This is a genomic window from Pseudomonas sp. NPDC089743 (assembly GCF_044748785.1).
Taxonomy (GTDB): Bacteria; Pseudomonadota; Gammaproteobacteria; order Pseudomonadales; family Pseudomonadaceae; genus Aquipseudomonas; species Aquipseudomonas putida_X.
The window spans coordinates 288,470-306,071 of record NZ_JBIVGS010000002.1; the positions used below are offsets into that span (position 1 = coordinate 288,470).

A 17,602-nucleotide genomic window follows, 5' to 3' on the forward strand; every position below is an offset into this window, starting at 1 on the left:
CGGAGTGCGCCCATGCAACCCCTTGAGTGTGACGTACTTGTCATCGGCTCCGGTGCCAGCGGCCTGGCTGCGGCGGTTACCGCCGCGCACCATGGCCTCAAGGTGATCGTGGCAGAAAAAGCCCCCCGGCTCGGCGGCACCAGCGCCTGGTCGGGCGGTTGGCTATGGATACCGCGCAACCCCCTGGCCGTGGCCGAAGGCCTGGTCGAAACCGCTGATGCAGCGCAGCGCTACCTGCGCGCCCAAACCCGCGTAGCGGAACTGGACGCACGCCAACTGGCGTTCCTGCGCCATGGCCCGGCGATGGTGGCGTTTTTCCAGCAGCACACGTGCGTGCAATTTCAGTGCGGTACGAAGCTGCCCGACATGCGTGAAGGTGACGGCAGCGCGCGCGGAGGGCGTGCCCTGTGTGCACTGCCCTATGACGGCCGCCTGCTCGGGCCCTGGATACACCGGCTGCGGCCACCGCTGGACATCGTCAGCCTGGGCGGCATGGGCATTGCCGGTGGCATGGACATGGCCGCTTTCTTCAATGCCCGGCAATCGCCCAGGGCGGCTTGGCATGTGGCCAAACGCCTGCTGCGTCACGGGCGCGATCTGTTGCTGCACCGGCGGGGCCTGCAACTGGTCAACGGCAACGCGCTGGTGGCCCGCCTGCTGCGCAGTGCCCTGGATCTGGGCGTCACGCTGCTGACCGACAAAGCGGCCATTGCCTTGCTGGGCGATGCACGCATCACCGGCGCGCACTGTGCCGATGGCCAGCGGATCCATGCGCGGCGTGGCGTGGTGCTGGCCTGTGGCGGTTTTGCCCATGACCGCCAGCGCATCGCGCAGCTGATACCGCACGCGCCCGACGGCGTTGGCCATTACTCTGCCGCGCCGCCGGAAAACAGCGGCGATGGCCTGCGCCTGGGCGAGCAGGCCGGCGCCCAGGTCGGCACCAACCTGGCCCATGCCGGTGCCTGGGCGCCGGTCTCGCAAGTGCCGCGTAGCGATGGCAGCGTTGGGCATTTCCCGCACCTGATAGACCGCGCCAAGCCTGGTTTCATTGCAGTGCGCAGTGACGGCCGACGCTTTGTCAACGAGGCGGACTGCTACCACGACTTCATGAATGCCCTGTTCGCCGCTACGCCAGAGGGCGAATCCTATGAGGCCTGGTTGATCTGCGACCATGCCGCGCAGCGTCGGTATGGCATCGGCTGGGCCAAGCCGTTTCCCTTTCCTGCCCGCTTCTATGAACGGCGTGGCTACCTGTTGCGTGGCAACGACCTGGCGCAACTGGCCGCGCGCTGTGGCATCGATGGCCAGCAGTTGCAGCGCACGGTGGCGCGCTTCAACCAGCATGCGGCGCAGGGTGTGGACCCTGACTTTGGGCGCGGCGCCTCGGCATACAACCGGGCGCAGGGTGAGCCGCAGCAGGCCCCGAATCCTTCGCTGCGGCCCCTGCTGCACGGGCCTTTCTATGCAGTGAAGTTGCTGCCGGGCAGCCTCGGGACCTTTGCCGGGCTGGGCACCGATGCGTCGGCCAGGGTGCTCGATGATGCAGGGCAAGCCATACCGGGGTTGTTTGCGGTGGGTAATGACATGCACAGCATCATGGGCGGGCACTACCCCAGTGGCGGTATCACGCTGGGGCCAGGGATGACCTTCGGGTACCTCGCAGGCCTGGCGCTATGCGGGTTGCCGCAGCCGGAGCGGGACTGTTCCGGGGTTGGAGCGGCTGTTTCATCCCATCTCTAGCATTGAAGGCATTTGTGTGGGATCCGGCTTGCCGGCGATGCAGGTGCTGCGGTGCATGGCAGCGGCTTCGCCGGCGATGGGCCGCGAAGCGGCCCCTTGGCTCACATCGATGCCAGCACCGCCCGGGCCTTCTCCAGCGCCATCCGCGCACGCTGCTCGCCACTGACACCCTGCACCAACAGTTGCCGCGTGGGAATCTCCAGGCTTAGCGGAACGCTCGCTGGCAACCCGCGCAACAGGCCGGCCAGGTCGGCATCACCCTCCCCCGGGAAACGCCGCTCGTTACGGGCCTGGCGCAGGATTTCATCCATATCGGCCGGTACCGGCCCAGCCACGTCGCACAACTGGGCGTAACGCATGCGCTGCGGGGCCAGCCGCGCCAGGTCGTCGAGCGACGACCCGGAGCGGTTGAAGTGAAAGGCATCCACCAGCACGCAACCGTTCGGGCGGTCTGCCTTGGCAACGATGCGCATGGCCTGTTGCAGGTCGCGGACGTCGGTCCAGGGCATGAACTCCAGGTGCGGATGAATACCGTAGCCGGCCGCCAGGTCGCACAGTTCAGCGAAGCGTTCGGTGAGGCGCGCCTCATTCGGGTCGTTACCGGCAACCAGCAGTTCGCTGCCGCCCAACTCGGCACCGACCGCCAGCATCGGCTCGAAATCGGCCACGCAGGTGTCGGGCTCAAGGCGCAGGATTTCCAGATCCAGGACTTTGATACCGGTGTCACGCAGGCGCGCCTGGGTCTGGCGGCGCAGTTCGGCGTCGCTCACCAACGGGAAGTGCTGCTCTTCGCTGGTCGCTGGCACCAGGCGCAGGCCAACGTGGCTGTAACCGGCTCGGGCGGCGGCTTCGACCATCGCCGGGGGTGACAGCTCCAGTACGGTGAGCGCGGCCAGGGAAAAGATTCGATCAGTCATGGGGGTTACCTGCAGGCAAAGGGGTACGGGGAGGAAGCACGCACGCGCGGCTCACACGATGATCTCTGGCGTGCAAGCCCGGCCGCTGGCGGCTGCCTGGCGGACCGCCTCGATCAACGCCAGGGTGCGGCCGCCGTCAGCGGCAGCGGTCAACGGCGCTTCCTGCCCACGGGCAACACGGACAAAGTGCTGCAACTGCAGGGTCAGTGCCGCACCCGCCGGGATACCCACGTCACACTGCAGCAGCGGTGTATGCCAGCCCGAGTTTGCCTCGGCGTATTGCCAGTGCTTGAGCTGGGGGATGCTCAGCGCCCCCCGGGTGCCGGCCAGCAAGTAACAGGGTTGGTCCGCCTGGCGCGGATAGACAGGGCTTTCACCCGAGCTCAGCTCCCAGCTCCACGGCGCTGCCACCGCGTCGGAGCCGGTCAAGCTGCCCAGGGCACCGTTGGCGAACTCCAGCAGCACTGCCGCGCTGTCCTCGTTGGCAAACCCGCGCACCTGGTTACGGGTGAACGCCTGCACCTGTACCACCTCGCCGCACAGGTAGCGCAGCAGGTCCAGGTCGTGGATCAGGTTGGTCAGCAGAAAGCCGGCGCCGGGCTCGCGCCGCCACGGTGTGTCGAAATAGCTGTCGGGTTTTTGCAACTGCCACAGCGCGGTGACGTTGACCAAACGGCCCAAGGCCCCTTCGGCGATCACGCTGCGCGCGCTGGCAATCAGCGGGTTATGCCGCCGGTGGTGGCCGACCAGCACCGGCACGCCGCAGCGGCGCGATGCCTCCACCAGCGCACGCACTTCATCCAGGTGCACCCCTACCGGCTTTTCCAACAGCACTGGCACGCCGGCTTCAACACAATCGAGGGCAGTGGCCACGTGCAGGTTGTTCGGATTGGCCACGATCACGGCCTCGGGCCGCACAGCCTGCAGCATCTGCCGGTGATCGGCGAAATAGGCCACCCCGCACTCGGCGGCAAAGGCTTCAGCCTGGGGGCCGGGGTCGGCCACCGCGCACAACTGGGCTTGCGGTACCTGGCTCAGGTGCTGGCAATGCTGGCGTCCCATGATACCGGCGCCAATCAGGGCGATGCGAAGGGGTGCGTTCAACGGGCAGTCCTCTAGCGTTTATCGTTATTGTTGCGGCAATTCCAGAACAAGGTTCCGGAATCACCTATCGCTAATTTAGAACTGTGGTCCGTTTTGCAAAAGGACACCCTGCATAGAGTGTGCGGTAATCGACCAGAGATTCAGACGCATCCCCCTGCTGAAGCCCATTCAAGCGAACAACTCGCTCGCCTGGCTGGCCACCGACAATTCCTCCACCGCCGCCAACAACAGCGGCGCCAGCTCCGGCAAGCGCGCCTGGGAAAGGCGCGCACTGGGGCCGGCAATGCTCAGCACACCAATGACCTCGTTGCCATGCGGCCGGCGCACCACTGCAGCCAGGGCCGAAGTGCCGACTGCCGAGGTTTGCTCGACCCAGGCATACCCCCGCTCACGGGCGCCAGCCAGGTAGCCCAGCAGCTGTTCAGTGGAGCGCGGGGCGTTGGGGCCGAACTGCTCCGGGTCGGCAATGCCCTGGCGCAGGACCATCTGCAGCGCCTCGTCATCACTGAGGCTGGCCAGCCAGGCATGCCCCGAGGCGGTGTAGAACAGGGGGGCATCGCGGCCCATGTCCGGGTCGTAACGCAACCCGGAACGGGCGCCCTGGGATTTGGCGATCCAGGTCTGGCGGGCGCCGTCGATAACGCCCAGGCGCACCAACTCTCCGCTGTCCTGAGCCAGGCGGTCGAGGATCGGCTGGATGATGTCGGCGCCGCTGCTGGACAGGTAGCGAAAGCCCAACGCCACCAGCTTGGCCGACAGTTGGTAGCGGTTGTTGTCACGGTTCTGGCGGACGTAGCCCAGGCGCGTAAGGTCGGCGAGCATGCGGTGGGCGGCGCTCTTGGGGATCTCCAGCCGGTCAGCCAGGGTTTGCAGGGCCAGCCCCTGGGGCTCGGCGGCAAGGCTTTCTACAAGACTGAAGGCGCGTTCGATCTGACTACCAGCCATGACAGGGTTTCCTGATGAAAAAGGCGAATTCTGGAAGATGATTCCATATCCTCGTCGGCCACCGCAGGGCATCACGCCTTAAGTGTCCGATTATCGACCATTACTTACCGGCATCACTTGCATACCGCTGGGTCAGGCAAGAAGAATATGGAACCTAGTTCCAATAATAATGCCGGAGACCCGCGATGCCCACCGACAACTTGCAAGCCGAATGCGATGTACTGGTCATTGGCTCTGGCGCCGCCGGGCTGGCCGCTGCCGTCACGGCAGCCTGGCATGGGCAACGGGTTACCCTCGTGGAAAAAGACGCGGTGTTTGGCGGCGCCACTGCCTGGTCCGGCGGCTGGGCCTGGGTGCCGCGCAACCCGCTGGCGCGTCGTGCCGGTATCGAGGAAGACATCGAGCAACCTCGCACGTACCTGCGCAACGAACTGGGCGCCCATTACGACGCGCAGCGCATCGACGCCTTCCTTGAAGCCTGCCCGCACATGGTCGCCTTTTTCGAGCAACATACGGCCCTGCAGTTCGCCGATGGCAACGCCATCCCCGACATGCACGGCGATACCCCTGGCGCCGCCATCGGTGGGCACCAGGTCATCGCCGCCCCCTATGACGCCCGCCAGCTGGGTGCGCTGTTGCCCCGCTTGCGCAGGACCCTGCGCGAAACCTCGTTCATGGGCATGCCGATCATGGCCGGCGCCGACCTCGCCGCCTTTCTGAACATGACCCGCTCCCCCCGCGCCTTCTGGCATGTGTGCAAACGCTTCGCTCGCCACCTGTACCACCTCGCCCGCCATGGCCGGGCCATGCACCTGGTCAACGGTGTGGCACTGGTGGCGCGCCTGGCCAAGTCGGCTGAAGATCTGGGCGTGCGCCTGCTTGAGTCTGCGCCGGCCAAACGCCTGCTGATGGAGGACGGTCAGGTGCGTGGCGCGGTGATCGCCACCGCGCAGGGCGACCTCACCCTGCGCGCCAACGCCGTGGTGCTGGCGGCCGGTGGCTTTGCCCATGACCCCGAGCGGCGCCGGCAATTGTTCCCGCGCGATGCCAGTGGCCACGACAACCTCGCCCTGCCGCCGCGGTCGTGCTCCGGGGACGGCCTGCGCCTTGGTGAAGCCGCCGGCGGCGTGGTGGCCACCGACCTGAAGTCGGCGGTCGCCTGGGCCCCGGTGTCGAAGGTCGCGCACCGTGATGGCAGCGTCGGCCACTTCCCGCACATCATCGAACGGGGCAAGCCCGGCATCATCGGTGTGCTGGCCAACGGCAAGCGCTTCGTCAACGAGGCGCACGGCTACTACGACTATGTCGCAGCCATGCTCGATGCCCTGCCGCAGGAAGAAGAAGCCTGTTCGTGGCTGATCTGCGACCATCGCTTCCTGCGCCGCTACGGCCTTGGCCACGCCCGCCCCGCCCCGCTGCCAGTGGGGCCGCACCTGCGCAGCGGCTACCTCAAGCGCGGCGCCAGCCTGGACCTGCTGGCCCGCGCCTGCGGCATCGACCCTGCGGGGTTGAGCGCCACGGTCGCCGAGTACAACCGCCACGCACGCCAAGGCCAGGACCCTGAATTCGGGCGCGGCAGCACCCCGTTCAACCGCAAACAGGGCGACCCGCACCACAAGGGGCCCAACCCCTGCGTCGCGCCGATCGAGCACGGCCCGTTCTACGCGGTAAAGGTGCAGCCCGGCTGCTTTGGCACCTTCGCCGGCCTGCGCACCGACGGCCACGCACGTGTGCTGGATGAACAGGGCCAGCCCATCGGCGGCCTATATGCCGCGGGCACCGACATGGCCAGCGTATTCGGCGGCTGGTACCCGTCCGGGGGTATCAACCTGGGGCCGGCGCTGACGTTCGGTTATGTGGCCGGCCGGCATATCGCCGGGGCCCAGGCGTATGAGTAAGCCAGCCCGGGGGCACTTCGCCGCCGCCGCCCTGCGCCGTTCAGCGCCCGGAGCAGGCGCCCCCGGGAAAACCGGCTAAGCTCGGGGCTGCGAGCCACAGCAGTGCTCGGCACAGCTTTGCAGGGCCATCGTCGCTCGGGCGATCCACACCGACGGGCCGTTACCGGCTCAAAGAGGGTGCAGCAATGGCGACAATCGAGACAACAGCGCTCGCTCAGGGGCTGCAGCAGGTGGAAAACAGCTGGCAGGCTTATCTCGCTTCTCAAAAGCGCACACAGGGGCTGACGGGCAAACAGCTCAGCTCAGCGCTCAAGGCCTGTACCCGCGATTACATCAGGTTCCAGAACCAGAGCCAGCAGTTCTACGCCGAAGTGCGCAAGCGCGTGGGGGATGCTGAAAAGCTGGAGCTGGACCGGGTGCTTTACCCTCACTACTTCACCGACAAACACTGAGCCGTCTACAGCCCAGGCACCTGGTTGCGCGAACCGGCGCAGCAGGCGCCGAGGCGGCGACGTTAATAAGACCCGCTAACGTAGCGCAGCAATTGATCGTGCAGCACCCAGGCAAAAACCACGGCGCCTGCAATGGCACCCACATCCAGCGCCCGGCTCGCTCCCCATTGCGGGGTGCGCAGGCGCAGCCTGATATACCAGGGGCCTGTGCAAGAAGCGACACCGACGCTCAGCAGGAGAATGGCACCGACAAAGTCCCAGGTACTGGCCACTTCAGCGCCACGGCCCGCCCACACGGCACGCAAGGGAACAACGATCAAGTAATAAAGCCATGCCAAGGCCAGCGCGACCAGCGTCAAGCCGATCGGCCATAATGGCAACCCTTTGCTGGCGACCGGCTCCCCCCCCTGAGCCGTATCGCATTGCAACAACTCGGCAATCCGTGGCCAGCCTGCTTCAGCCGCCAATGCCTGCGCACTCTGGCCTTGGCTGTTCGCTGCCCGAGGGTCAGCCCCGTGGCGCAGCAATGCATGTACCACCGGGTAGTTGCCCACCAGCACCTCCCGATGCAGCAGCAACCAGCCCCGGTCGTCGTAGTCGCTGATCATCTCGGGGTATTGCCGCAGGCCTTCTTCGACCTTCTCGCGCATGTTCACTGCCATCGGGTGGTCTGTACATTCCAGCGACGCCAACATCTGCAGGTCTGCCGTGGTGCTCAGCGCGCGAGTGAGCAGCCAAGGCGCCTGGCCGTCCGCGGCAGGTGCCAGTTCGACGCTGCCAGGCTCACCAAAGTCCAGCCCCCAGGCGGCGTCATGCTCGGCACGTTCGTCAGCCGCCATGCTGCTACGCAAGGCATCGACGGTGAAACCGCCGTAGACATGACCATCGCGGACGAACATCCAGTCATTGAGTGCGGCAAAAGGCAATGACACCGGGTCAGAGGCCTTGAACTCAGTTGCCCAGCGCGGCTCGTTCAGCAACACCCCGGTGATCGTCTGCCCATCGAAGTCAATGTCCGTCACCCACATGTTTTCGACTGCAGGTATGTCAGGGTTATCCGGATCAAGCACGAAGGACATTTTGACGGCGGCCATATCGAGGCACTTCACGATCCTGCGCGCCTCCCATGACAACTCCCGCCAGAAGAACTTGAAGGTTGCCTGGGCGCTGGCCACGGCTTCCTTGAGTGCCTGGCTTTCACCTTCAACGCTGTAGATAACGTGTTCCGTCATGATTTGCTCGTCCTTGTTGAAACTGCGTGACTGCCGCCCCGCTGCTGATGAGATGCAGATCATAGCGCACAGGGGCCTGTCGTTCCGTGCGCAGCGCACGCTGCATTGCATCAGAGGCGGCTGCCCGGCAAGGGCGCCTCATCAATCGCACTGATGATGACTATCGAAAGGCCCGCCTGTCGGCCCGGCAGACGGGCCCCGTATACTGCCCGCCGGATTCTCCCCGCTCCACGCGCCTGCTCAAGGCGACACTCCCCTTCTGGAACCCCCGCACCATGTCAAATACGAGCCCGGCCCCAGGTGGCCTGCCCGAACACAGTCAGCAAAGCGTCAAACAGCAGTGGCTGGCGATTCTATCGGTCGCCGTGGGCGCCTTCGCCCTGGTGACCAGCGAGTTTCTGCCGGTAGGCGTATTGAACGATGTCGCCAGTGACCTGGGCATCAGTGCTGGCCACGCCGGCCTGATGGTCACCCTGCCCGGCATCATGGCCGCCCTCGCCGCCCCCTTGCTGTCGGTGGGCATCGGCGCCCTGGACCGGCGCTATCTGTTGATCGGCCTGACACTGATCATGATCATCGCCAACGCGGTGGTGGCCTACGCCAGCGACTTCAACCTGCTGCTGTTCGGCCGCGTGCTGCTGGGCATCAGCATCGGCGGTTTCTGGGCTACCGCCATTGCCCTGAGCGGCCGCCTGGCACCCAAGGGGGTGGGCGTTGCCCAGGCCACCTCGATCATCATGGTCGGCGTGACCCTGGCCACCGTGCTGGGCGTGCCGGTAGGCACCTGGCTCAGTGGCCTGCTGGGCTGGCGCATGACCTTCCTGGTCACGGCCCTGGTCGGCGTCCCGGTACTGCTGGCGCAGATCCTGCTGCTGCCGCGCCTGAACCCGGACAAGGCCATCCGCATCAGTGACCTGCCAGCGCTGTTCATCAACCCACAAGCCCGGGTTGGCCTGATTGCAGTGTTGCTGATTGGCCTGGCGCACTTTGCCGCCTACACCTACGTCGCGCCCTTCTTCAAGCAGCATTCAGGTTTCGATGGGCCGACCATCGGGTCGCTGTTGCTGCTGTATGGCGTCGCCGGGGTGATGGGCAATATCTTCGCCGGTTTCGCCGCCAACCAAAGCGTGCGTCACACCCTGTTGCTGGTCGCGTTGATGATCGGCGTCAGCACCGCCCTGTTCCCCCACTTCGCCACCGGCATGACCGGGGCGGCGATGCTGATCGCGCTCTGGGGCTTCGCCTTCGGCGCCTTCCCGGCTTGTGCCAGTATCTGGATGTTTGTCGTCGCGCCCAAGGACGTCGAACGAGGCATGCCACTGTTCGTTGCCATGTTCCAGGTGATCATCGCGCTGGGCTCGTTCTTCGGCGGGCAAATCGTCGACCAGCTGGGCAGCTCGGTGCTGCTGGGCCTGGCCACGGCATTGGTGGGCTGCGGTTTTGTCACGGTGCTGGTGCTGGGGCGCAGCGTCAGCAATAGCGCTGTGGCGCAAGCGTGCTGACAGGCAGGGTGTAATCACCGCACATTCAATGACCTGCAACTGGCCTGCCGCGTTACCATTGGCCCCTACCTGAAGCATGGAGCTACGCGATGACCCTGCATATCCACACCCCGCTGATCGAATCCCGCCCGCTGTCGCTGGCCGCTGGCCGCTCGATCTGGCTGAAGCTCGACGCGCTTCAGCCCTGTGGCTCGTTCAAGCTGCGTGGGGTGGGCCATGCCTGCGAAGTGCACCATGCCCGGGGCGCCCGCCATTTCGTGTCCTCATCCGGTGGCAATGCCGGCCTGGCCGTCGCCTACGCCGGGCGCCAGCTGGGTGTGCCGGTCACGGTGGTGGTGCCTGAGACCACCACCGAACGCGCCAAAGAACTGTTGCACCTGGAGGGTGCCAAGGTGGTGGTGCATGGCAGCTCGTGGCAGGAGGCCAACGCGTTGGCGCAAACCCTGGTCGGGCCGCACGATGCCTTCATTCACCCCTTCGATGACCCGCTGCTGTGGGCCGGGCATGCCAGCCTTGTGGATGAAGTGGCGGCAACCGGCTACAAGCCCGATGCGGTGGTGCTGTCAGTGGGCGGCGGCGGCCTGCTCAGTGGCGTGGTCGAAGGGCTCAAGCGCAACGGCTGGCACGATGTCCCTGTGCTGGCGGTGGAAACCGAGGGCGCGGCCTCGCTGCACGCGGCAGTGCAGGCAGGTCACCCGGTAGAGCTGCAGCGCCTCACATCGGTGGCGACTTCGCTGGGCGCCAAGCGTGTCGCCGACCAGGCCCTGGCGTGCGTGCAGGAACATCCGGTGCACAGCGTGCTGGTCAGCGATCGCGCGGCGCTTCAAGCCTGCGAGCGGTTTCTGGCGGACCACCGGGTGCTGGTGGAGCCTGCCTGCGGGGCGGCATTGGCGTTGGCGTACGAGGCCGCGAAGCTGGACGGTTACCAGACTGTGCTGGTGGTCGTTTGTGGCGGGGCTACGGCTACGCTGCAACAGATTCAGGACTGGTTGAAGCAGGTCGCCTGAGGTAGCCCTCACGGCCCAAGTCGCAGGCAAGCCAGCGATCAGGCCGCAGGGTCACTCAAGCAACTGAATGATGCGCGGCTGCAGGTGCCCGCGCTCGACTTCGATGACCGCCACCGTCACCGGCAACTTGAACCGCCGTGGCCCGGCACTGCCGGGGTTCAGGTACAACCGCCCTTCACGCCAGTCGATCAATGGCTTGTGCGAATGCCCAGTGATCACCACGCGCACCGCCTCATCCAGTTCGGCTGGCACATCGGCAATGTCGTGCACCAGCAGTGTCTGCCAGCCGTGCATGTCGAAGCATCGCTGGTCGGCCAGGCCAGCTGCCCAGGGCAACTTCAGGTCGTTGTTGCCGCGCACCACCTCTAACGGCGCCAACGCCTGGAGTTCGTCAAGGATCTCTGCCTTGCCGATATCACCGGCGTGCACGATCAGATCGCAACCGGTCAGCGCCCTCACCGCCTCGGGCCGCAGCAAACCGTGGGTGTCGGAGATGATGCCAGCTTTCATTCATGGCTCCTGTGCGGGTCTGTCGCATTGCAGCACTTCATCGGATTCTCCTTGTACCGCGCAACCGGTGATTAGGATGGTCATACGGGCCTGTTCCAATGAGCTCGCTGCAATCGGAAAAATTCCGGTCTATCGGCAACGACCTCGACGAAATGCATATCTCGCCCTTTCGGTATGCAGCAAGTGAAGGCACAATGCGTGTCCTTTTTTTGGCCGGCCTGGCCGGGGGCCTTTAAATGATCAAGACGCCGTATTACCTCATCGATAAAACCAAGCTGCTGAGCAACATGGAGAAGATCGCCTACGTGCGCGAACACTCCGGTGCCAAGGCACTGCTCGCCCTCAAGTGCTTCGCCACCTGGTCGGTATTCGACCTGATGCAGCAGTACATGGACGGCACCACATCCTCGTCGCTGTACGAGCTCAAGCTCGGCCGCCAGAAGTTCGCCGGCGAGACCCACGCCTACAGCGTGGCCTGGGCCGACGACGAGGTCGAGGAAATGCTCGAGAACTGCGACAAGATCATCTTCAACTCCATCGGCCAGCTGCAGCGCTTCGCCGAGCAGTCCGAAGGCAAGGTCCGCGGCCTGCGCGTCAACCCGCAGGTCAGCAGCTCCGACTACCTGCTGGCCGACCCGGCCCGCCCGTTCAGCCGCCTCGGTGAATGGGACCCGGAGAAGATCGAGAAGGTCATCTCGCAGGTTTCCGGCTTCATGTTCCACAACAACTGCGAGAACGGTGACTTCGGCCTGTTCGACAAGATGCTGACGCACATCGAAGAGCGCTTCGGGCACCTGCTGCACAAGGTCGAGTGGGTCAGCCTGGGTGGCGGTATTCACTTCACCGGTGAAGACTATGCCGTCGATGCGTTCTGCGCGCGCCTGAAAGCCTTCTCGCAGACCTACGGCGTGCAGGTCTACCTGGAGCCGGGCGAAGCGGCCATCACCAACAGCGCTTCGCTGGAAGTGACCGTGCTCGACACCCTGTACAACGGCAAACACCTGGCCGTGGTCGACAGCTCGATCGAGGCACACCTGCTCGACCTGCTGATCTACCGGCTGAACGCCAAGATGGCCCCCAACGATGGCGAGCACACCTATATGGTCTGCGGTAAATCGTGCCTGGCCGGCGACATCTTCGGCGAGTACCAATTCGATCGTCCGTTGGCCATCGGCGATCGCCTGTCGTTCATCGACACGGCGGGTTACACCATGGTCAAGAAAAACTGGTTCAACGGTTTGAAGATGCCATCCATCGCGGTCAAGCAGCTCGACGGCAGCGTCGAAGTGGTGCGCGAGTTCGGTTTCGACGACTACGTTTCCAGCCTGTCGTAAGACCGGCTATCAAGTAAGGAGCAAGGGATAAATTGAAGAAGAACGTTCTTATCATTGGTGCAGGAGGTGTCGCCAAGGTGGTGGCCCACAAGTGCGCGCAGCATAACGACGAACTCGGTCGTATTGCCATTGCGTCGCGGAACATCTCCAAATGCCAGGCCATCATCGACAGCGTCAAGGCCAAGGGTAGCCTCAAGGTACCCGCCGACATCCAGGCCTTCTCGCTCAACGCCCTCGATGTCGAGGCAACCAAAGCACTGATCCGCGAGACTGAATCGCAGATCGTGATCAACGTGGGCTCTGCCTTCCTCAACATGTCGGTGCTGCGTGCCTGCATCGACACCGGTGTCGCCTACCTGGACACCGCGATCCACGAAGAACCGGGCAAGATCTGCGAGACGCCGCCCTGGTACGGCAACTACGAGTGGAAACACCTCGAAGAATGCCAAGAGAAGAACATCACCGCCATTCTCGGCGTCGGTTTCGACCCGGGTGTGGTGAACAGCTACGCCAAACTGGCGCAGCAACAGTATTTCGACAGCATTGATTCGATCGACATTCTCGACGTCAATGCTGGGTCCCACGGCAAGTACTTCGCCACCAACTTCGACCCGGAAATCAACTTCCGCGAGTTCACCGGGCAAGTATGGAGCTGGCAGAACAGCCAGTGGACCAGCAACACCATGTTCGAGGTGAAACGTACCGACGACCTGCCGGTCGTGGGTTCGCAGAACCTGTACCTGACCGGTCATGACGAGGTCCACTCGATCTCGAAGAACCTCAACGTACCGAACGTGCGCTTCTGGATGAGCTTCGGCGAGCACTACATCAATGTGTTCACCGTGCTGAAGAACCTGGGCCTGCTGTCCGAGCAGCCGGTCAAGACCGCTGAAGGCCTGGAAGTGGTGCCACTGAAAGTGGTCAAGGCCGTGCTGCCTGACCCCGCTTCGCTGGCGCCTGGCTATACCGGCAAGACCTGCATCGGTGACCTGGTCAAGGGCACCAAGGATGGTCAGCCGCGTGAGGTGTTCATCTACAACGTGGCTGATCACGAAGAGGCCTACGCCGAGACCGACAGCCAGGGTATCTCCTACACCGCCGGTGTACCGCCAGTGGCTGCCGCCCTGCTGGTTGCCCGTGGCGAATGGGATGCCAAGCGCATGGTCAACGTCGAGGAGCTGCCCGCCGAGCCGTTCCTCAAGGCGCTGGATGTGATGGGCCTGCCGACCCGTGTGAAAGATGAAAAAGGCGATCGTCCCTGGGACGCTGAAGCCTAAGCAGCAAGAGCAAGGGGCGCCAATCTGGCGCCCCTTCTTTTTGCCTGCACCGGCCTCATCGCCGGCAAGCCGGCTCCCACATGGATTGCGCCGGCTTGTAAAAATTGGGCAAGACGGTTGCTTGCACCGGTCAAGCGCAGGCTTGAAGAACTGCGCGGTCCCGGTGGCCGGCTTGCCGGCGATGAGGCCGGCATTGGTGTGCACCTACTTCCTGGCTTCCAGTATCAGGTTGAACGGCGTCTGTGTCGCCCGCCGGAACTCGGTGAACCCCGCCTCTTCGAACACCGCCCGCAAGCGCGCCTCGCCCGCCTGTGCGCCCAGCCCCAAGCCCACCTCCTGGGACAGTGAATTCGGTGTACAGATGAACGTCGACGCGGCATAGAACAAGCGCCCGACCGGCGTCAGGTTGCCATCGAGCGTATCCTCGGCATAGGGTTCCACCAGCATCACCGTACCGTCGGGCTTCAACGCCTGGTAGGCATGCCGAGCAGCGCCGACCGGGTCGCCCATGTCGTGCAGGCAATCGAAGAAGCACACCAGGTCATGATCGTTGCCCGGGTAATCCTTGGCCGACGCCTGCTGAAAACTCACCTGCGGGGTCAACCCGGCCTCATCGGCACGTTCGCGGGCCGTGGCGATGGAGGGCGCATGGTAGTCATAGCCGATGAAGGTCGATGCTGGAAACGCCTGGGCCATGACCAGCGTCGAAGCGCCATGCCCACACCCCACATCCGCAACCTTGGCGCCGGCCTGCAGCTTGGCCACCACACCGTCGAGCGCCGGCAGCCAGTCGGCCACCAGGAAGGTGCGATAGCCAGGCCGGAAGAAACGCTCGGTACCGCTGAACATGCAGGGGTGATGGTCGCCCCAGGCCAACCCCCCGTCACCGCGCATCGCAGCCACCAGCTTGTCCTTGTCGTGAAACAGCGCCGCCACCACCGCCGCGCCGCCCGCCATGTAGGCCGGTGAATCCTCCAGGGCCAGTGCCATGGCCTGTTCCTCGGGCAGCACGAAACTGCCCTGCTCATGGACCATGTAGCCAGCCGCCGCCTGGGCGTTGAGCCATTCACGCACCAGCAGTGGATGGCAGCCGGTCCGTGCCGCCAGCACCTGGGGGGTGACCGGCTGGCTATCGGCCATGGCCCGGTACAACCCCAGTTCGTCGCCGAGTATCACATTGGCCAGGGTCGCCGCAGCGCCCATGTCACCCAACAGCTTGCCCATGAAATCGTGGAGCCTTGCCTCGTCCATGACCTGCCCTCCTCTGCAAGAAGGCCACCGTCACCGAGGGATGTCCGGTCCGGGGTCTCGGTGGTCGGGTTAGGTGTTGAGGCTCGCCGTGATGGGAACCGCGGCGGGCTGTGTGTAAGTTTAGATGCCATGCCTGAACGGCACGACCGTCTGACACCACTTGCATTCCATCAATTCTCAAAATACTGTATGAATATTCAGTATCACGAGACACCCTCATGCAGCTCATTGCCAAGCTTGGCATCCTTGCCGATGCCGCCAAGTACGATGCGTCCTGTGCCAGCAGTGGCGCGCCCAAACGCAGCTCGCGCGGTAGCCACGGCCTGGGCGCGACCAACGGCATGGGGATCTGCCACAGCTATACACCGGACGGGCGCTGCGTTTCGCTGCTAAAGGTGCTGTTGACCAACTTCTGCCTGTACGACTGCCAATACTGCGTCAATCGCCGCTCCAGCAACGTGCCGCGGGCGCGTTTCACCCCCGAGGAAGTGGTGCGCCTGACCCTGGACTTCTACCGGCGCAACTGCATCAGCGGCCTGTTCCTCAGCTCCGGCATCATTCGCTCGGCCGACTACACCATGGAACAGTTGATCCGCGTGGCGCGCCTGCTGCGTGAGGAGCACAACTTCCGGGGTTACATCCACCTCAAGACCATACCTGACGCCGACCCACTGCTGATCGAAGAAGCCGGGCGCCTGGCCGACCGCCTCAGCGTCAATATCGAACTGCCCACCGATGCCAGCCTCAAGCGCCTGGCCCCGGAAAAACACGCCCATACCATTCGCCAAGCCATGGGCGTCATCCACCAGGGCCAGCAAGCCGTGGCGGGCGAGCCCAAAGCACCGCGCTTCACCCCGGCCGGGCAAAGCACCCAGGTCATCGTCGGCGCCGATGCCACTGACGACAGCACGCTGCTGCGCAACGCCGAGTCGCTGTACCAAGGTTACGGCCTCAAGCGCGTGTATTACTCAGCGTTCAGCCCGATACCCGACAGCCCCGGCAGCGTGCCGCTGGCAGCCCCACCGCTGCTGCGCGAGCACCGTTTGTACCAGGCAGATTTCCTGTTGCGCGGCTATGGCTACAAAGCGGGTGAGTTGCTCGGCCAGGCGGGTAACCTGGCCCTGGACATCGACCCCAAGCTTGCCTGGGCACTGGCCAACCGTGAGGTGTTCCCGCTGGATGTGAACCGTGCCGAGCCGGCGCTGCTGGCACGCATCCCCGGCATTGGCCTGCGCAGTGTGCAGCGGCTGGTGGCGCTGCGCCGTGAACGGCGGGTGCGCTATGACGACCTGATCCAGCTGCGCTGCGTGCTCGACAAGGCCCGGCCATTCATCATCACCAGCGACTACCGCCCAGGCCAGGCCGAGCTGCGCAGCGGCCTGCTGCGCGAGCGCCTGCGTGAGCCACAGGCACCCGTGCAGATGGGGTTGTGGGGGTGATCGCGCTCGATTGTGACGACTGCTTCAGCACCTGGCGCGGTCAGGCCCGCACGCTGCTCGGGCACGGTGTCGACCCGGCGCAAGTGACCTGGTCGCAAGGGCCGATCGATGACCTGCTGGCGGTGCCTGCTGCGCTGCCAGACGGGCCCGGCCCCTTTCACGCCAAGGTACCGGCCGCGCTGTTGGGCCTCCTGGAACAGGCATCGCGATATCGGGGCGAGCAACGCTGGGCGCTGCTGTACGAAGTGCTCTGGCGCGTGGCCCACGGTGACCGCACGGCAATGCTTGCCGGCGACCGCCTGGGCAGTGAACTGCACCGGCGTATCAAGCAAGTCAGCCGTGAAGCACATCACTTGCATGCGTTCGTGCGTTTCGTGCCCTTGCCGCCAGTGCTTGCCGAGCAACTGCAACTGGACCTGGTGGCCTATCACGAGCCGGCCCATGACATTCTGCACAGTGCCAGCGCGCACTTCGCCGACCGCCTGGGGCGCCAGCGCTGGTTGATCGCCACGCCGGCGGACGGTATTCGCTTCGACGGCCAGGGTTTCGATTATCAGCGGCACTGCCCGGACGCTTGGCGGCAGTGGGCGCGCAATGCCGATGACCCGGGTGCCGAGCTGTGGCGCACCTACTATCGCCACACCTTCAACCCTGCCCGCCTCAACCCGGATGCCTTGCGCCTGCACATGCCGGGGCGTTTCTGGCGGCATTTGCCCGAAGGCATGCTGATCCCGCAACTCGAAGGGCTGGCGCGCCAAGGCAAGCAACGTGATGGCCAGGCTGCGGAAGTGGCCGAACAGCGGGGCAAGGCGATAAACCGGGCTGAACCCTGATCGCTCTGCACGGCGCCGTCTAGACAGCGCTACAAATGTGAAAAAAAGGTAAAAAATCCTACATCCCAATCTTTCACGGGCGGACAAATCCTGACAAACTTATTGTTAATCGTTCTCATACACGCTTTCAATAACGTTTAACAATGCACAGGAACCCACCC

General features: G+C 64.5%; 15 protein-coding genes. 9 read left to right on the top strand and 6 right to left on the bottom strand.

Annotated elements, in window-relative coordinates:
• The first annotated feature begins 12 nt into the window (after positions 1 to 12).
• Positions 13 to 1,740 carry an FAD-dependent oxidoreductase gene (locus ACIPZC_RS04775; protein ID WP_400625194.1) on the top strand — a complete coding sequence of 576 codons (1,728 nt, stop codon included), beginning with the start codon at positions 13 to 15 and terminating at the stop codon, positions 1,738 to 1,740.
• 101 nt (positions 1,741 to 1,841) lie between these two features.
• On the opposite strand, the gene ACIPZC_RS04780 is transcribed toward ACIPZC_RS04775, so the two are convergent.
• The 3 genes from ACIPZC_RS04780 to ACIPZC_RS04790 form a co-directional block, all read right to left on the bottom strand.
• Positions 1,842 to 2,657 carry a sugar phosphate isomerase/epimerase family protein gene (locus ACIPZC_RS04780; RefSeq protein WP_400625196.1) on the bottom strand — a complete coding sequence of 272 codons (816 nt, stop codon included), beginning with the start codon at positions 2,655 to 2,657 and terminating at the stop codon, positions 1,842 to 1,844.
• Positions 2,658 to 2,708: 51 nt separating this feature from the next.
• Complete coding sequence (locus ACIPZC_RS04785) at positions 2,709 to 3,761, bottom strand: Gfo/Idh/MocA family protein (protein ID WP_400625198.1); 1,053 nt, start codon at positions 3,759 to 3,761, stop codon at positions 2,709 to 2,711.
• Between the two features lie 168 nt (positions 3,762 to 3,929).
• Positions 3,930 to 4,706 (bottom strand): IclR family transcriptional regulator, encoded by a 777-nt coding sequence (locus tag ACIPZC_RS04790; protein WP_400625200.1) that lies wholly within the window; start codon positions 4,704 to 4,706, stop codon positions 3,930 to 3,932.
• Positions 4,707 to 4,891: 185 nt separating this feature from the next.
• On the opposite strand from ACIPZC_RS04790, the gene ACIPZC_RS04795 reads away from it, so the two are divergent.
• Together ACIPZC_RS04795 and ACIPZC_RS04800 are read left to right on the top strand one after the other, a co-directional pair.
• Positions 4,892 to 6,604 carry an FAD-dependent oxidoreductase gene (locus ACIPZC_RS04795; RefSeq protein WP_400625202.1) on the top strand — a complete coding sequence of 571 codons (1,713 nt, stop codon included), beginning with the start codon at positions 4,892 to 4,894 and terminating at the stop codon, positions 6,602 to 6,604.
• A 185-nt stretch (positions 6,605 to 6,789) separates the two neighbouring features.
• The gene (locus ACIPZC_RS04800; RefSeq protein ID WP_241805915.1) at positions 6,790 to 7,056 is read left to right on the top strand and encodes a hypothetical protein; all 267 of its coding nucleotides are present in this window, start codon (positions 6,790 to 6,792) and stop codon (positions 7,054 to 7,056) included.
• Between the two features lie 62 nt (positions 7,057 to 7,118).
• On the opposite strand, the gene ACIPZC_RS04805 is transcribed toward ACIPZC_RS04800, so the two are convergent.
• Complete coding sequence (locus ACIPZC_RS04805; protein WP_400625204.1) at positions 7,119 to 8,288, bottom strand: DUF2314 domain-containing protein; 1,170 nt, start codon at positions 8,286 to 8,288, stop codon at positions 7,119 to 7,121.
• 275 nt (positions 8,289 to 8,563) lie between these two features.
• Here ACIPZC_RS04805 and ACIPZC_RS04810 point away from each other — a divergent pair, with 275 nt between their 5' ends.
• Positions 8,564 to 9,790: an MFS transporter gene (locus ACIPZC_RS04810; RefSeq protein ID WP_400625206.1), complete on the top strand. Its 1,227-nt coding sequence runs from the start codon at positions 8,564 to 8,566 to the stop codon at positions 9,788 to 9,790.
• A gap of 89 nt (positions 9,791 to 9,879) precedes the next feature.
• Positions 9,880 to 10,797: a pyridoxal-phosphate dependent enzyme gene (locus tag ACIPZC_RS04815; protein WP_400625208.1), complete on the top strand. Its 918-nt coding sequence runs from the start codon at positions 9,880 to 9,882 to the stop codon at positions 10,795 to 10,797.
• A gap of 51 nt (positions 10,798 to 10,848) precedes the next feature.
• On the opposite strand, the gene ACIPZC_RS04820 is transcribed toward ACIPZC_RS04815, so the two are convergent.
• Positions 10,849 to 11,307, bottom strand: coding sequence for a metallophosphoesterase family protein (locus ACIPZC_RS04820; RefSeq protein ID WP_400625210.1), 459 nt, complete (start codon positions 11,305 to 11,307; stop codon positions 10,849 to 10,851).
• 236 nt (positions 11,308 to 11,543) lie between these two features.
• On the opposite strand from ACIPZC_RS04820, the gene ACIPZC_RS04825 reads away from it, so the two are divergent.
• Positions 11,544 to 12,641, top strand: a complete 1,098-nt coding sequence (locus ACIPZC_RS04825; RefSeq protein ID WP_241805923.1) for a carboxynorspermidine decarboxylase — start codon at positions 11,544 to 11,546, stop codon at positions 12,639 to 12,641.
• 32 nt (positions 12,642 to 12,673) lie between these two features.
• Positions 12,674 to 13,918 (top strand): saccharopine dehydrogenase family protein, encoded by a 1,245-nt coding sequence (locus tag ACIPZC_RS04830; protein ID WP_039602482.1) that lies wholly within the window; start codon positions 12,674 to 12,676, stop codon positions 13,916 to 13,918.
• A gap of 204 nt (positions 13,919 to 14,122) precedes the next feature.
• On the opposite strand, the gene ACIPZC_RS04835 is transcribed toward ACIPZC_RS04830, so the two are convergent.
• Positions 14,123 to 15,169 (bottom strand): class I SAM-dependent methyltransferase, encoded by a 1,047-nt coding sequence (locus tag ACIPZC_RS04835; protein ID WP_400625212.1) that lies wholly within the window; start codon positions 15,167 to 15,169, stop codon positions 14,123 to 14,125.
• Between the two features lie 218 nt (positions 15,170 to 15,387).
• Here ACIPZC_RS04835 and ACIPZC_RS04840 point away from each other — a divergent pair, with 218 nt between their 5' ends.
• Both ACIPZC_RS04840 and ACIPZC_RS04845 read left to right on the top strand, forming a co-directional pair.
• Complete coding sequence (locus tag ACIPZC_RS04840) at positions 15,388 to 16,608, top strand: putative DNA modification/repair radical SAM protein (protein WP_400625214.1); 1,221 nt, start codon at positions 15,388 to 15,390, stop codon at positions 16,606 to 16,608.
• A complete protein-coding gene (locus ACIPZC_RS04845; protein WP_400625216.1) occupies positions 16,599 to 17,441 on the top strand; it encodes a TIGR03915 family putative DNA repair protein in 843 nt (280 codons plus the stop codon). Before ACIPZC_RS04840 ends, ACIPZC_RS04845 begins: the two co-directional genes overlap by 10 nt.
• Positions 17,442 to 17,602 lie beyond the last annotated feature (161 nt).

Bases quoted from the DNA above. Each gene is read 5' to 3' on its own strand.
- ACIPZC_RS04800 (WP_241805915.1), top strand. From the start codon at position 6,790: ATGGCGACAATCGAGACAACAGCGCTCGCTCAGGGGCTGCAGCAGGTG.
- ACIPZC_RS04840 (WP_400625214.1), top strand. From the start codon at position 15,388: ATGCAGCTCATTGCCAAGCTTGGCATCCTTGCCGATGCCGCCAAGTAC.
- ACIPZC_RS04820 (WP_400625210.1), bottom strand. From the start codon at position 11,307: ATGAAAGCTGGCATCATCTCCGACACCCACGGTTTGCTGCGGCCCGAG.
- ACIPZC_RS04835 (WP_400625212.1), bottom strand. From the start codon at position 15,169: ATGGACGAGGCAAGGCTCCACGATTTCATGGGCAAGCTGTTGGGTGAC.
- ACIPZC_RS04825 (WP_241805923.1), top strand. From the start codon at position 11,544: ATGATCAAGACGCCGTATTACCTCATCGATAAAACCAAGCTGCTGAGC.
- ACIPZC_RS04790 (WP_400625200.1), bottom strand. From the start codon at position 4,706: ATGGCTGGTAGTCAGATCGAACGCGCCTTCAGTCTTGTAGAAAGCCTT.
- ACIPZC_RS04805 (WP_400625204.1), bottom strand. From the start codon at position 8,288: ATGACGGAACACGTTATCTACAGCGTTGAAGGTGAAAGCCAGGCACTC.
- ACIPZC_RS04810 (WP_400625206.1), top strand. From the start codon at position 8,564: ATGTCAAATACGAGCCCGGCCCCAGGTGGCCTGCCCGAACACAGTCAG.
- ACIPZC_RS04780 (WP_400625196.1), bottom strand. From the start codon at position 2,657: ATGACTGATCGAATCTTTTCCCTGGCCGCGCTCACCGTACTGGAGCTG.
- ACIPZC_RS04775 (WP_400625194.1), top strand. From the start codon at position 13: ATGCAACCCCTTGAGTGTGACGTACTTGTCATCGGCTCCGGTGCCAGC.
- ACIPZC_RS04815 (WP_400625208.1), top strand. From the start codon at position 9,880: ATGACCCTGCATATCCACACCCCGCTGATCGAATCCCGCCCGCTGTCG.
- ACIPZC_RS04795 (WP_400625202.1), top strand. From the start codon at position 4,892: ATGCCCACCGACAACTTGCAAGCCGAATGCGATGTACTGGTCATTGGC.